The sequence below is a fragment of the Rhodopseudomonas sp. BR0C11 genome, from assembly GCF_010820945.1.
GTDB classification, from domain to species: Bacteria; Pseudomonadota; Alphaproteobacteria; order Rhizobiales; family Xanthobacteraceae; genus Rhodopseudomonas; species Rhodopseudomonas palustris_H.
On the sequence record NZ_QTKI01000001.1, the window covers coordinates 56,563 to 70,329 of the forward strand.

14 protein-coding genes and 2 pseudogenes are annotated in these 13,767 nt (G+C 62.9%); 12 read left to right on the plus strand and 4 right to left on the minus strand.

Annotated elements, in window-relative coordinates:
• Positions 1–20: 20 nt before the first annotated feature.
• The 10 genes from DYI24_RS00390 to DYI24_RS00435 all read left to right on the plus strand — a co-directional run bounded on the left by DYI24_RS00390 (position 21) and on the right by DYI24_RS00435 (position 8,903).
• A complete protein-coding gene (locus DYI24_RS00390) occupies positions 21–1,532 on the plus strand; it encodes a hypothetical protein (protein ID WP_164570849.1) in 1,512 nt (503 codons plus the stop codon).
• 100 nt (positions 1,533–1,632) lie between these two features.
• A complete protein-coding gene (locus DYI24_RS00395) occupies positions 1,633–2,313 on the plus strand; it encodes a hypothetical protein (protein WP_164570850.1) in 681 nt (226 codons plus the stop codon).
• Positions 2,310–3,062, plus strand: a complete 753-nt coding sequence (locus tag DYI24_RS00400; protein ID WP_164570851.1) for a DNA N-6-adenine-methyltransferase — start codon at positions 2,310–2,312, stop codon at positions 3,060–3,062. Before DYI24_RS00395 ends, DYI24_RS00400 begins: the two co-directional genes overlap by 4 nt.
• A gap of 47 nt (positions 3,063–3,109) precedes the next feature.
• On the plus strand, positions 3,110–3,274 hold the full coding sequence (locus tag DYI24_RS00405) for a hypothetical protein (protein WP_164570852.1): 165 nt from the start codon (positions 3,110–3,112) through the stop codon (positions 3,272–3,274).
• Between the two features lie 310 nt (positions 3,275–3,584).
• On the plus strand, positions 3,585–4,535 hold the full coding sequence (locus DYI24_RS00410) for an exonuclease domain-containing protein (protein ID WP_164570853.1): 951 nt from the start codon (positions 3,585–3,587) through the stop codon (positions 4,533–4,535).
• Positions 4,532–5,149 (plus strand): DUF1643 domain-containing protein, encoded by a 618-nt coding sequence (locus DYI24_RS00415; protein WP_164570854.1) that lies wholly within the window; start codon positions 4,532–4,534, stop codon positions 5,147–5,149. The genes DYI24_RS00410 and DYI24_RS00415 overlap by 4 nt, the downstream gene beginning before the upstream one ends.
• A gap of 20 nt (positions 5,150–5,169) precedes the next feature.
• Complete coding sequence (locus DYI24_RS00420; protein WP_164570855.1) at positions 5,170–6,873, plus strand: ATP-binding protein; 1,704 nt, start codon at positions 5,170–5,172, stop codon at positions 6,871–6,873.
• A gap of 106 nt (positions 6,874–6,979) precedes the next feature.
• Positions 6,980–7,405 (plus strand): hypothetical protein, encoded by a 426-nt coding sequence (locus DYI24_RS00425; RefSeq protein WP_164570856.1) that lies wholly within the window; start codon positions 6,980–6,982, stop codon positions 7,403–7,405.
• Positions 7,405–8,685, plus strand: a complete 1,281-nt coding sequence (locus DYI24_RS00430) for a hypothetical protein (protein ID WP_164570857.1) — start codon at positions 7,405–7,407, stop codon at positions 8,683–8,685. Before DYI24_RS00425 ends, DYI24_RS00430 begins: the two co-directional genes overlap by 1 nt.
• Complete coding sequence (locus DYI24_RS00435) at positions 8,682–8,903, plus strand: hypothetical protein (protein ID WP_164570858.1); 222 nt, start codon at positions 8,682–8,684, stop codon at positions 8,901–8,903. Before DYI24_RS00430 ends, DYI24_RS00435 begins: the two co-directional genes overlap by 4 nt.
• Here the strand turns inward: DYI24_RS00435 and DYI24_RS00440 are convergent.
• Positions 8,867–10,084: a site-specific integrase gene (locus DYI24_RS00440; protein WP_246701112.1), complete on the minus strand. Its 1,218-nt coding sequence runs from the start codon at positions 10,082–10,084 to the stop codon at positions 8,867–8,869. The two genes, DYI24_RS00435 and DYI24_RS00440, sit on opposite strands and share 37 nt — an antisense overlap.
• A gap of 413 nt (positions 10,085–10,497) precedes the next feature.
• Between DYI24_RS00440 and DYI24_RS00445 the strand changes: the two genes are divergently transcribed.
• Entirely contained in the window at positions 10,498–11,703 is a 1,206-nt protein-coding gene (locus tag DYI24_RS00445) for an amidase family protein (protein WP_164570860.1), read from the plus strand.
• A 97-nt stretch (positions 11,704–11,800) separates the two neighbouring features.
• On the opposite strand, the pseudogene DYI24_RS00450 reads toward DYI24_RS00445, so the two are convergent.
• The 3 genes and pseudogenes from DYI24_RS00450 to DYI24_RS00460 all read right to left on the minus strand — a co-directional run bounded on the left by DYI24_RS00450 (position 11,801) and on the right by DYI24_RS00460 (position 13,410).
• Positions 11,801–12,231 (minus strand): annotated as a pseudogene (locus DYI24_RS00450) (DUF6616 family protein).
• On the minus strand, positions 12,162–12,896 hold the full coding sequence (locus DYI24_RS00455; protein WP_164570861.1) for a DNA alkylation repair protein: 735 nt from the start codon (positions 12,894–12,896) through the stop codon (positions 12,162–12,164). The pseudogene DYI24_RS00450 and the gene DYI24_RS00455 overlap by 70 nt, the downstream one beginning before the upstream one ends.
• Positions 12,883–13,410: a MarR family winged helix-turn-helix transcriptional regulator gene (locus DYI24_RS00460; RefSeq protein ID WP_164570862.1), complete on the minus strand. Its 528-nt coding sequence runs from the start codon at positions 13,408–13,410 to the stop codon at positions 12,883–12,885. Before DYI24_RS00460 ends, DYI24_RS00455 begins: the two co-directional genes overlap by 14 nt.
• Before the next feature lie 164 nt (positions 13,411–13,574).
• Between DYI24_RS00460 and DYI24_RS00465 the strand changes: the two are divergent.
• A pseudogene (locus tag DYI24_RS00465) lies at positions 13,575–13,767 on the plus strand (inorganic phosphate transporter); the annotation flags it as partial.

Sequence of the window (13,767 nt, forward strand, 5' to 3'; positions counted from 1 at the left end):
CACGGTCTGGAGGAAGCGGAATGAGTGACGAGGTCAAAGCGACTCCTGCCCAAGGAAAGCGCCAGATGGATGGCGACAAAGACGCCTTGGTCCAGTTGATACATAAGCACGTCGGTATCCGGCAGCGGATTAATGTCGATCTCACCGGCGTCGAAGAAGCTGCGGACGCGATCCTGGACCACATCCAGTCTCCGGCAGAACGTGACCTTGCGGGACCTAATCTCACAGCGGCGCACGCAACAGACGTTGCGCATGCAGCAGCCGAAGAGATTGAGCGCCTCAGCGCGGAGGTTGCTGAATGGAAGCAAGCCGCAGCGACGGAAGCAAGCCTACGGCGCCATGAGGTTGCATCTGTCGAGCAACTGAAAGCCCGCATCGCCCTCCTCGAAGGAGCCGCTCCACCGCCCGCGAGCCTCTACGGCGAACACACGCCCATCACGGTCGATTCGTGCACAGAAGTTGAGAGCACTCTGCACAAGTGGCTTAGCGATTACATGGAGACTGTCCCGGCACTGGGGAAGATCTCCAAGGCTGTGACGCAGTCAGTGCTGCGACATCAGGCATTGAGCCAGCTTAGCACCGGCGCAGCAAGGAAGATCGCGAACGCGCTCAACCATGCCCGCAACCACTTCGAGGTGGTGATCAGCAGGCTCATCGACAATGAGGAGCCTGGCAGCGAGCTTACAGAGGCTCACATCGGCGAACAGATGATGGTGATTGCTCTTGAGGCCCTCCAGGAAGATCAGGTGCTACCGCCACCGGACTACGATGTTCTGATCAGATCCTGCCTTGCTGAGGCATCGTATCTCGCGAGGTTGCATTCACATCATTCTCTATGGCGCGGAATCATTGAGCCGGGCTGGGATGAGCGGATCGGCACTTTCGGTGTTCTGCTCGCTCGCCGCATTTCTGATGAAGTTGCGCGGATCGATCGCGCCAGCATCACGAAGCGAGCGCATCTCGTTGCCGAGGCAGATGCCAGGCAACGTGGCTTCGTCTCGCTTCCATCGCCTGGCGATAGGCTCGTCGATCGAAGCGTCATCACGGCGCCGGCGGCGATCGCCGTCCGACTTGGGAAAACGATCGTTAACAACTGGACCGGGGGCGCCACGCTCCAGGCTTGGCCTGATGGCGATGCAGTGGTCGTCTATGCGCGGGATGCGGCGGGAAACGCCGTCCAACTAAGCTTGCAAGATTGGGAGGCGAAGCGCCTGGCGTGGGGAGTGTCCACGTTCCCGCAGCAGCTGCACGAACAAGCACGAGCGGCCAATCAGGCCCTGTTTCAACTGAGTTACCCGGACGCGCGCGCCGACGAGCTTCGACAGATCGCCGATGAGATTGACTGCGGCGGCGGGTGCGACGGCTGCGGACCGACAAAATTGGACCGTGGAGAGTTCTGCAGCTTCGTCGCCGCCACCAACCTGCGTGACCTTGCCGCGGCGCTTGATCTCAAAGCTTCGATTGCCCAATCCACGCCGCCGGCCCCGCCGACCGACGCGGCCATTACCAAGATTGTCGGGGGGCTCGGATGAACTCGATCAGGGAGATCTTCGCCGTATGCGTCGGCGTCGGCTGCTGCCTCGGAATCCTCGCGATCGCGATCGTCGACTATCCAGACGTTGGGGACAACTGATGACCGACACGACGAAACCGCCGGCGCCCGCTTCGGCTGTTCCATGGCAACGCCCCGATCACGATCAAATCGCGCTCGCCACGATTGAGGCAATCGAGGCTTTGCCGCAGAGCGATCATCCGGCACAGCGCAAGGCGAAGGGGCAATGCTTGATCCTCGAGGCGTTGAACCGAGCCAGATTGCCGGCGCCCGGACCGCGCCCGATATTCGCCCCGGACGGGCGATATCTCGGCGAAATGCCGGAGATGGTCGCCTACCCGAAGGGAGGCCATCCAGACGCCATCGCCCATTGGGATGCGATCCGCGCGAAGATGGCTGAGGCGCGGGAAAGTGGCGAGTCCCTCGCTGATTGGAAGGGGCCGGCCGCTCTCCCCGAACAGGCCGATCGGCAAATCGCGCGCCTTGAACGCGACATCGCGGAATGGCGCGCGATTAAGGCTGGAGCCGGCGCGGCCTCCCCGAGGATTCAGGGGCAGCAAATCGACGACACAAGCCTCAACCGTTTCAAGGTTACCCTCAGCGAACTGGTCGCCGCCCTGTCGCCGCTTCCAGTCGAGGCATTCCAAGCCGACACGAAACGTCTCGCCGCGGCCATCGGGGCTTTGCACCGAGCGAAGCTGCTTCTTGACGACCACGCCACTGCGACATCTCGGAACTCTGCGGACGGGGATGTTGCATGACGAATGCCCCCCTCTTCGCCGGCATGGGCGGCCATCAAACGCCCCGCAAGACTCGCACCGACGAGTGGCTCACTCCGCCGGCGGTGATGAACGCGCTCGGCGAATTTGATCTCGACCCGTGCGCGCCCGTTATCCGTCCGTGGCCGACGGCCCGGCATCACTACACGATCCAGGACAATGGGCTGCTTCGCCGCTGGTTCGGCCGCGTCTTTCTCAATCCGCCTTACCTCACCTCGGTGATCGGCCGTTGGCTCGGCCGGATGGCGGACCATAACCGCGGCATCGCGCTGATCTTCGCGCGCACAGAGACGCGCGCCTTTCATCGTTTCGTCTGGCAACGAGCATCGGCCCTGCTCTTCTTGCGCGGCCGGCTCGACTTCTGCGGCGTCGACGGCAATCCGCTGCCGCGGCCATCTGGATCGTCGTCGAACGCCGGCGCGCCGTCGGTGCTCTGCGCATACGGCGAAGCCGACGCCGAGGTGCTGGCCTTCTGCGGTCTCGAAGGCCAGTTCGTGGCATTGCGGATCTCGAGGTCGATTGTCGTCGCCGCGCTCGAGCAGACTTGGCTTCAGGTCGTGGCGGACTGGATGCGGGAGCAGCACGGCCCCGTCGAGCTCGCCGAGATCTATCGCGCCTTCGCGACCCACCAGAAGGCGACCCGCAATCCGAACTATCGCGCAAAGATCCGGCAGGTGCTGCAGCTAGGCGCCGGCCGGCGGGTGGCGCGCGGACAATGGAGCGCGGCGTGAGTGCAAGAGCGAAAGCCGTCACGGGGGCGACAATCCCCGATCGTTGGATGGCAGATATCAACTACGTTGGCGGCGAGACGAGGATTGTGGTTTTCGAAGAGTTGGAAGACCTCGATGAAATCGTCGAGCGCGGACCAGATTGGAACACGATCGAAGAGATCGTCATCCGGCTGAACCGCCCGTCATGCCTTCCCAACAAGAGCGCGAGTTGAGCGAATGACCGTCTCGTGCGCGCCGTTCATCGCTAGCGCAACATAGGGAGAGCAGCATGGGACTAATGAGACGCGCACTTGATTGTCTCAGAGGTGCTGATCCGACAAATTGCGCCCAGACTTCCACCACTCCAGAGACTTTAGATCGGCGCAGTAAGTACCAACTCGGCGATGTCGTTCAGCCCGGCATCTGCCTAATGATCACCCAGGATCAGTGCGTCGTGGCCGATCGTGGCGTGGTCATTTGGGTCGGAAACAGAGAGAGATTTTCTGATCTCGTTCGCAGAGCAGCACGAAGGGAAGATGCGCAATGATCATCCGTCCTTGCGACCTCGAGACCACCGGGAAAGATACCTCCACTGCCGAGGTGGTAGAGGTAGCCTGCTGTGATATCGACATGCGGTTCCTGCCGCTGTCCGTTGTCAGCCCTGGCCGCAGCACGCTCGTCAAACCGGCGCAGCCAATACCTGCATCAGCCAGCGCTGTTCACCACATCACGAACGCTGACGTCAAGAACGCGCCTGCGTGGGTTGATGCTTGGCCGATCCTGCTCGATAGCGATGGCTCTCTGGGCGACGTTATCTTCGCTGCCCACGTCGCGTCCTATGAACAGCACTGGATTGGACGTGTACTCAAGGCAGCTCGCTGGATCTGCACATGGAAATGCGCGCTACGGCAGTGGCCAGGGTTGGACTCATATTCGCTTCAGGCTTTGCGCTACGAGCTCCGATTGCAGGTGGATCCCGAAAGAGCTTCGCCTCCACACCGCGCCCTGCCAGACTCTTATGTCTGCGGCTTACTGCTGATCGAATTGCTCGGCCATCAAACGGTCGAGACGCTCCTATCCTGGAGCGCCGAGCCGGCGGTCTTCCACACGTTCGACTTTGGCCAATTCAAGGGGAAGCCCTGGTCTGCTGCAGATGACGGCTATCTCGACTGGATCGCCAACAAGGAGCACACGCTCGGCGAGGATTGGCGCTGGAATGCGCGGCGGGAGATCAATCGGCGCGCCGCCGGGAAAGAGGCCGTGGCCGCGGCCGCTCGCCGGGAGTTCGTCAGTCGGGCAACGTCGGCGCTGGCGCGCGCCGCCACCGTTCGGGATCTCGAGAACTGGTATCACGGCCAGAGCAGCGCGATGGCGGAGATCGGCATCGTCGTGACGACTGACGAATACGACGAAATCATTCGCGCCTGCGCGGCGCGGAAGGCCGAGCTTCTGGCCGGCGGCGGACCCGACTTCGGCGAGGCTCCGGTCTCATGAAGATGCCTCGACAAGCAGACCTTCCGCTCTACGATGTCCCGGCGGCGACGCATGATCCAGGAGGCAAGGTCCGTATCCGGCTGCAGGAGAACGTTTACGGGACAGCCTTCTTCCATGGCCCTGGCGATTGCTACCGCACCTGGCTGACGCGCGTCTGGGGGCGCCGCAAGCCCGCTGCGGGGGAGCCTCCGGACAACTACATCCTCTGGATCGGCCTCAACCCTTCAACGGCAGATGCCAGTTTCAACGATCCGACCATTGAGCGCGAGATCGACTTCTCGATGTCGTGGGACGCCGACGCGCTCGTGAAGGTGAACATCTGCGACTACCGGGCGACGAAGCCGCAGATGCTGCTGCAAGAAGGCGTGGTCCCGCGCAGCAAGACGAATCTGCCGATGATCCGAGACTTCGCGAAGCGGGCCGATCGCATCGTCTGCGCGTGGGGTGCGCCGCATCGCAATCTGAAGACCTTCGCCCTCGACGTCGAGGAAGCGCTCCGGGCCGACGGGCACGATCTCTGGTGCCTCGGTCTCACGAAACATGGCGGGCCGCGGCACCCGCTCTATGTCCCCGGCGGGACGCCGCTGATCCGCTTTAAGGAGATCCCATTGTGAAGCCCGCAATCCCCCCGCAGGTGCTGACCCAGCACGTCGCCTTCCTCGGCAAAACCGGAAGCGGCAAGACCTCGACCGCCAAACTCGCAATCGAGCAGATCGTCCGCGACGATGCAGGGTCTCGAGTCTGTGTGCTCGACACCGTGAAATCGGATTGGTGGGGGCTGACGTCGAGCGCCGACGGTCGCCGGCCAGGTCTGCCCTTCTACATTCTGGGCGGCCCCCGCGGTCATGTCCCGCTGCACGACTCCGCCGGCAAGGCGATCGGCGAGCTGGTGGCAACGGGCGCGCTCCCGCTCTCGATCATCGACATGGCGGACTTCGCGCCAGGCGGCGTCCAGAAGTTCTTCAACGAATTTGCCCCAGTGCTGCTGCGGAAGATGCGCGGCGTCCTGCATCTGGTCATCGAGGAGGCGCACGAGATCGCGCCGAAAGAGCGCGCCGGCTTCAGCGCCGAGAACATGGCGATCCACTGGGCGAAGAAGCTGGCCACCGCCGGCCGCTCAAAGGGCCTCCGCATCATGGTTCTGACCCAGCGGACGCAGGCTCTGCACAACGCGGTGCTCGGCAGCTGCGACACCATCATTGCACATCGCCTCACCGCGCCGGCCGACCAGGGCCCGGTCAAGCAGTGGCTGAAGGCGAACGTCAGCAAGTCGGTGTTCGGACAGGTCTCCGACTCGTTGGCCTCACTCAAGACCGGCACCGGCTGGATCTGCTCCGGCGAGGCACAGGTGGCGGAGCTCGTTCAATTCCCGAAGATCGCCACCTTCGACAATTCGGCGACGCCGACAGGCGACGCCGCCGCCCGCGAGATCAAGACGGCGCCGGTCGACGCGGAAAAACTGCGCGTGATCATCGGCGATGCGGTGAAAGAAGCGGACGCCAACGATCCCGATAAGCTGCGCGCGCAGATCGCGACTCTTGCCGCGGCGAAGGCCAACCTCGAGAGCAAGGTGCACGCTGCCGTGCAAGCTGCACCGGATACTGCAGCGATCGCCGCGGCGGAGCGGCGGGGCTTCGAGCGCGGCCAGACGATGGGGCTCAAAGCCGGCTTCGGCAGAGCAATGGTCGCGGTGCAATCGGCAATCGCCGGCATCGAGGAGGACATCGAGCAGATCCCCTACAGCATCATCACTTCGGGCTCGCCAACGGCTTCGGCAAACGCCGTGGCCCCCCCGAAGCGTGCGACGGCGTCCGCGTCGCTGGCTGCACGCACACCATCGCCGGCGGCGAGCGGCGATGGCGCCATTCCCAATCTCAGGGCGGAGAAGCGTCCGCTGGCGGCGTTGGCGGCCGTCTTTCCGGCTGGCATGACCGAGGCGCAATGGGCGGTTGCCGCCGAGCTGAAGCGCTCCGGGGGCACATGGGCCACCTATCTCTCGCGGCTGCGCACCGCGATGTGCATCGAGAAACGCGGCAACGAATACTTCGCCACGCCGATAGGCATCTCAGCCGCCGGTGAAAGCGTCACCCCTATGCCGCCGCCGGGACCAGACCTCGTCGCGTTCTGGAAATCGAAGATCGGTGGCGTCGGACCGATGCTCGACGCTTTGGCAGAGCGCTATCCGCGATGGACTACACGAGCCGACTTGGCTGAGGCGATAGGGCTGGCCGTCACCGGCGGCACCTTTGCCACATACGTCTCCCGCCTAAAATCGCCGGGGCTCATCGAAACGGACGGCAATCAGATCCGGTGCGCGCCGGCGCTCATGGGGCACTAGCTGCTCGATCCGAGCAGCGCAAATTGAAAGTTGCCCTTTCCGATCTTGCCTTGAATTGAAAGCTGTGCTTTCATCTGCCCGTCAAATATGGACTGGGAGCGGATGAATGTCGGAAACGACCGTTGCTGCGATTGGCGGTGCTCTACTGACTCGATGCGCTCCGACGCGCGCGCTCACCATCCTCAACCTTTCCGGCGATGTCACGATCGTCTGGGAGCCGGAAAACGACGAGAAAATGCTCCCGCTCATCGAGGCGAAGATGAAGCAGGGCTTCACCTTCTTCTTGATCGAGCCACGGCTCGGCGGCCTGGCGCCACCTGACACCAGCAAGCCTCTTGAGAATGCTGCGGATGCGCTGAAGCACCGCGCCCTGGCAATCCGCGACGGAGACTTTGAGGCGCTTGTGTCGGCCGGCGGCGCCGCGCTGGTGCCGACGCCATCAAAGCCGGCGCGAACGGTGCGCAAGGCGAAAACCCCAGCAGACGTCGTAAAGGCGGAGTCGGTTGCCGTGCAGCCGATGCGTGGTGGCTGATGCTCTACCAGCGATCTCCCTTGCCGGGACGGCACGAATACTTCCTCGACGGCGCGCTCGAAGCCGATGAGATCAATTCGTTAGCCCACGCGGCGCTTACCCTGCTCGGCGATCGCCAGACGATCAGCGAGATCGTGGATGTCCCTGGCGCCGGTCTGCGGCCGCTGAGGGAGAGATGGGCAATTTGCGACCGACTGGACGCATACGCGCATCAACTCGTCGGAGATCTCACGCGTGAAGAGCAGCAATCGTTCGCTGCGTTTGGCCTTCTCCGCGAGCCGCACAAACTGCTCGGCCTCGCCGAGGTGCTCGCAAATTTCAACTTTGAGGACGAAACCCGTGGCGGCGCGCTGCAGCCCTACCGCCGCTGGATCCGCTGCAAGCCCGACTACAGCCCCACGCCACGGGCACGGCGGCGGCTTTATGCGCCGGCGGCGATCAGACGCTACGTCCGCCTAGAGGAACAGTCTGTCCCGCGCGCGTGCGCATTGGCGGCCGGGTTGCGGCGGCTCCCGGCGGCCGGGCCGGCAGACGCCCACCTCGTTTCAGCCCTGCTCCACGAGCAGCGCGAGCAGCACCGCGATGCGTATCTCGAGGAGCGGCTCAGCTTTGAGAACGAGCAGCGGGGGCGATGGCATTCGTTGCTCACCGGCGGGCGCGGCATCGGCCGGCAGGATCGCAAGGCAGTTCAGCGTGCCGCGCGCTTCGCAGCCGGGGTGGTCGGAGCCGACCAGGTCAGCACGTTCGCGCGCGGCGGCGCGGTGCGGCTCTGCGGCCGAGAGATTGACCTCCAGGTGGCACGAAGCCGTTCGATCGCGTCCGTCGGTCATGGTGCGCTGAACGTCCAGGTGCTCGATCCCAAGGGCACCCGCCTGGCCAATCTTTGCGTGTACTTCGAAAAAACGCCGGCGATCGATCAGCTTGCAGCGATCGCGCTACACGTCCAGGCCGGCTCCGAAATGGAGATCATACAGACCGGGAATCTCTTCGACGTCACGGCCGATGGCGCAAATCACCCGTTGACGGCTGGGAAGTTGGCCACGCGCTCAGCGGACGATCGCGCAATAGTCGATGTGGAGGCTGCTGCACGATGGCACCGAGCCACTGACCATGAGCGGAGATGGATCGCGCTGGAGACCTATTGGAACCAGACTTCGCCGATCTACTACGACGCGGTCGAGGCGCAGGTCTGGGGGCGCGACGCGCGGCGGCTAATTCCATTCAAGGAATCCTTGAAGGGCGTCGGCAGGTTCGCGACGACGGGAGGCTTCAGACAGTGAGAGCGACCGACCGGCAGGATGTGACCGAGGAGCGCATTGAGCGCGGTTTGGTGCTGCTCGCGCACGTCATCGAGATCGATGGAGAAGCCTACGTGCCGCTGTTCGATCGCCTCGAGGAGGAGCTTCGAGCGCGGCGCCGCCGCCGGGACAGCATGAGCCGAGCTCGTCAGATCGTCGAGAGCTACACGCTTGGTGGCGGGGTGAAGGCAATCCGCTGAAGCCAGTCGAGCTTGAGCTTCAGGCTTGGGCCTGCCCCGTATTTGGAGCCCGTTTCCTTGTGACCCATGAGCGCATCAATCATAGAGTCCTGCGCGCCGACGGCGACCAGCTGGTCTTTGAAGGTGTGCCGAAGGGAGTAGAGCGTTCGGTCGCCACCTTGCCGCAGATTGTTCTCTTTCAGGAACTTGTTCACCGTCGCGGACAGCTCGCCGGCGCTGTCATGGTAGCGCGGGAATCCGCGCGGCTGCTCTCGCATCGCCGCAAGAGCGACTCCGACCAGAGGAATGTCGCGGAGCGACTGCGGCGTCTTCATCCGGCGCCCGTCCGGCCGGACCTGGACGTGCGGGATCTCCGCTCCGAGCACAATCGTGCTCTCGTTGAGGTTCACTGCCTCGCTCGTGCGCAAGCCCGCACCAGCGACCAGGAAGAGAACGCGGCGCGCCTCGTCATTGAGACCGCGCAGTGCGTCCGGAGCCAGCAGCTTGCGTTGAACGTAGTCGGGGTCGAAAGGTGGCCGGGTCTTTTCGATGCCCCCCTCCAGCCGCATCCCTTCGAAGATCTTCGGAATCCCGAGGCGCAGCCGCTTGTTGATGACGAACAGCATGCGGTTGATGTGGCCCATGTCCTTGTTCGCGGTGTCGGGATCGAGCCCCTCGTCCTTCACACGGTCCTGCCACCATTCGGAATAATCGAGGCCATCGGTGTGGGTGAGATTGGTGACAGCCTTGTCGCCGACCACGCTGATCAGGTTTTTCACCGCGCGGATCTTGGGGTTGCGCCATTTGCGCAGCTGGTCCGGCGACATATCGGTCAGTTCGGCGCTGACCTGCCGCTCGAACCGCTCGAACAACTCGGACAGCAGAATGACGGGGTGCCCCTCGCCGCCCAGGATGGCCGTGCGCGTGGATCGATCGCGCTCGGACGGACCTGTCGCCTTCTCCGCGACGACGCGATCCAGACGCTCCAGGATCTCGGCGAGCGGCTGCTGCGCAAGTTCGTCGGCCGGCATGTAGGCGAGCCCCATGGACCTGGCCCGGCGGCGAGCCGCGGCGTATCGGGTCTGCGCCTCTTCAGCTTTGCCCTCAATGAGGTCGCGCCAGAACAGCTCGAGCACCTTGTTCTTCTGCTCGGCAACAATGCTCGCCTTGGCGCCGTTTCGGTCGTCGGCGATCGCGATCATGGTCGATTCCTTGATCACGCCTCTCGGGTCCAGCCCTGCGAACTCGGCGGGGACGCGGCGAACGAAATGCCACACCCCGTGTCGGCGAGTCAGGTATCGGGTCATTCACGGCAATCCATGTTGGACGAAATGTTGGACGTTTTGTTGGACGCGGACCGTCCCACCATCCCCGCAAATAGTCAATATTTGCAGTCATATAGCGGAAATCGCAGGAGAATTTGGCCCTCAATTTGGCTCCCTCCGTCTCCGCCATTCCCGCCGATTCGCCTCTCTGGCGGCGATACAGCCGCCGATCACCGCCCATCACCCAGCAGGCAGATAGGCCGCCGCTTCGACGTGACGGTGCGCTGTTGAATCGGGTTGCGCGGCAGTAGATACACAACTCACCTTTTTCGCATCAGGGAAAAGACGACGTGCCTAAGCTCGCAGCTGACGCGTCCTTAGGACTGGTCGAACAGTTGGATCTCGCCCCACTGCGCAAAGGTCCGCTGGATGGGCTGCGCTTTACGGTGAAAGACAACATCGACATCGCGGGCCACAAGACATCCTATGGCAGCCCCGCGTGGCGAGACGCACATCCGGCACCAGCTCACAACGCCCTTTGTGTCGATCAATTGCTGGGTGCCGGTGCGCGCTGCGTCGGCAAGGTTGTCGCCGATGAGTTTACGTATAGCCTCGACGGGGAGAGCTTCTATTTTGGCACACCGCGCAACGGCAAAGCGCCGGATCGTGTTCCTGGTGGCTCCTCCAGCGGCTCTGCGGCCTCGGTCAGCAATGGCCTTGCCGATTTTTCGCTCTGCACGGATGCGGGCGGCTCCATCCGTGTTCCGGCAAGTTTGTGCGGCCTTTGGGGGATGCGCCCCTCTCTTCACCGGATTTCCGAGGCAGGAGTCCTGCCGTTTCAGCCCAGCGTCAGTACCGTAGGTGTGTTGGCGGATCGCTGCGACGTGCTTGATACCGCGATGCGCGTCTTGCTCAATGGACGGACATCCTCCTTGGCTTCGCCGAAGCGCATCTTCGTTCTGCAGGACGCACTAGAGCTTGCGGACGCCGCCGTTCAGGAACAGTTCCGGGGCGCCCTTGAGCGCCTGGTGTCCGACACCGGCATTGACTTGGTGCCGATCAGATTTTCCGAGATCGTTGGAGAGCCCTGCGCGCTGCAAGCGTGCAACCTGAACGCGTTGCGCGATCTGCAAACAGCCGAGTTTCAGTCGACTGTGGGGAACTGGATCGAAGCCCTCCGGCCTGAACTCGGCTTCACTTTCGCCATGGCTTACGGAAACGTCCAAAAGTTCGACCGTATCGCGGCGCTGGACAACATCGCTCGGTGTCAACGTCTGTTCAATCAGATCAACGCCTTCTTCGCGCCCGAAACGATCATCTGCTTTCCCACGACACCGAAGATCGCCCCGAAGAAAGGGTCCCTGAACACGCTGGAAGCGGTTATGGATTTCTATGATCCGACAATGACCATCACCGCATTTTCCGGCGTGGCGCACTTACCGGAAGTCTCCGCTCCGTTGATGACCGTCGAAGGTTGTCCGGTTGGTCTGTCCTTCGTCGCGGGCCACTATCGCGACGAGTTCCTGTTGAATGCGGTAAGAGAGCTGTCCCACTAATCCTGGCCCGTTTAGAGCTTTCTCTCTTGCCAAGATTAAGAGGGTTATAGCGTCGGTGTAGTTCTCTGCTTCTTCGGCTTCGGCCCGCGAGTTCGCCTCAGGCCTCGAGCTGCCCGAGATGCGCAGCGAGATCCGAGATTGCCCCAGCGGCGTTCACGGTCGCGAAATAGCCGTGCCATCCGGACGCCGCGATGCCGGCCAACAGGGCATCAAGGGATGCGCGGTCAGGCGCACACCAGACGGCAAAGAAGCGCTGCGGCGCAGTGTATGGAGCGGCGGCATCGACTTCACCAAAGGCGAGAGGCTCGATGCCCAGCGCGAGAAGCCCCCCATTCCTGCGCCGATCTCGGCGAACAGCGCCTGCCGATCTTGGCTGGACAGTGCGAGCCATTCAGGTGTGGGATCGTAAAGCTCGATCAAAATCTGAGTCACACGTAGTTCCTTGCAAAACATCAAGACTAGTCGATCGACCGCAGCGCCCGCTTTGCGATCCGCTGCGTTGCGCTCGGCGCAGAATGCGCGAGCCATTCATCGACGAGGTGGCGCACCCAGTCGGGCCTCGTCTTGGCGGCATCGTTCAGCCAGTTGCCGACCGAATCCTGCACATAAGCTGCCGGGTCAGCCCTAAGCTGATCGAGCAGCACGCGGCCAGGCTCAGGATTGGTCTTGAGTGCCGCGATATGTTTGCACCAGACACCACGGGGCCGTGTCGCCTCACTGGCGAAGCGGCGGATGCGCTCGGAAGGATCGGCCGCCCAATCCGATAGAATTGTGAAAGCATCGTCCAGACGCTCAGCGATTGCAGGACGCACCGCCAACCATGCCCATTCGCGAACGCCGAAGTGTGGATCGTCGGCGAAGGGACGAATGGCCGCGAGCCGCTCCCGCAGGCTCATATTCTGCGCTCCAATGATGAAGCAGCCCCAGCCGCGCACCGTGTCGCTGCGATGATGGCGCAGTCTCTCGATCACAGCCGACCCGGGCCACGTCACCAGCAGTTGGCCCATCGCCGCCATGCGCGCCGAAATGCCGAGACGGCCAACGGCATCGACCTCGGCTGAGCAGCGATCGGGAGCTTCGGGAAAGACGGACCGGAACAGGATCAGCGTGTCGACCGCCAACACTTCGGCAAGGGTGGCGGCTTCAGCTTGCCCGCTATTCAACGCAGCAGCGCGGCCGTCACGTCGGGTCATCATCGCCCCCTTTCGGTCCCGCGCGGCCGGTATCCGTGCGAACATACGCCTTTGCGAGGAGACGACGGAGCGAAGCCCGTTCCGTTTCCGAGAAGTCTGAAAAGAGAGAGGCAATCCAACGACCATGCGTCGCCGTAAGCTCCCTCGCCAATCGGCGCCCCTTTGGCGTCAGGCGCACCACGAGCTTGCGGCGGTCTTCATCATGCGAGAGGCGATCAACATAACCGTCGCGCTCCAGGCCATCGAGCAGCCCCGTAATCGTGCCGCGGGTCACGCCTGCCTGCTCGGCTAGCTCATGCGGCGACAGGCCATCTTTCGTGTCGCTCAAAAGGAACAACAAAACGAACTTGCCTTCCGACACGCCATGCGCTCCGAGCCGGCTCGCACAATCGCGGTCGATGGCAGTCGTCAGTGTCAGGAGCTCGAAGCACAGCCGCATACATTCGACCGTGCCCCCGTCGTAGGCTCCCGCTCGTTGGAGAAGAGCCCCATACTTCTCGCCGAGCTTGATCATACGCCACCATATAATATGGCACCATACCACTTACAAGTCGCTTCTGGCGCACCTATGTGCCCGCCCCCGCTGCTCACCGTCGACCCGCCCCTTCGACATCCGGCTGACCGACAAGTGTCATCGGAGTGTCAGATCGCGCGGGGAATATCGCGCCATTAAATAAAATGGGGCGTAGCGTGACCGATTTCACCATCAATCAAGCAATCGACGACAATGGGCCAGTTCAGCCGGCCGGTCGGCCGAACTTGGACAAAGGCTTCAATCCGCTGACGATGATCCTGTTCTTCGGGGTCCTCGGTGTCGGCATTCTGTTCGTGGCCTACAGCATCTATGTCGACGTCGAAGCGACCGGCGTCC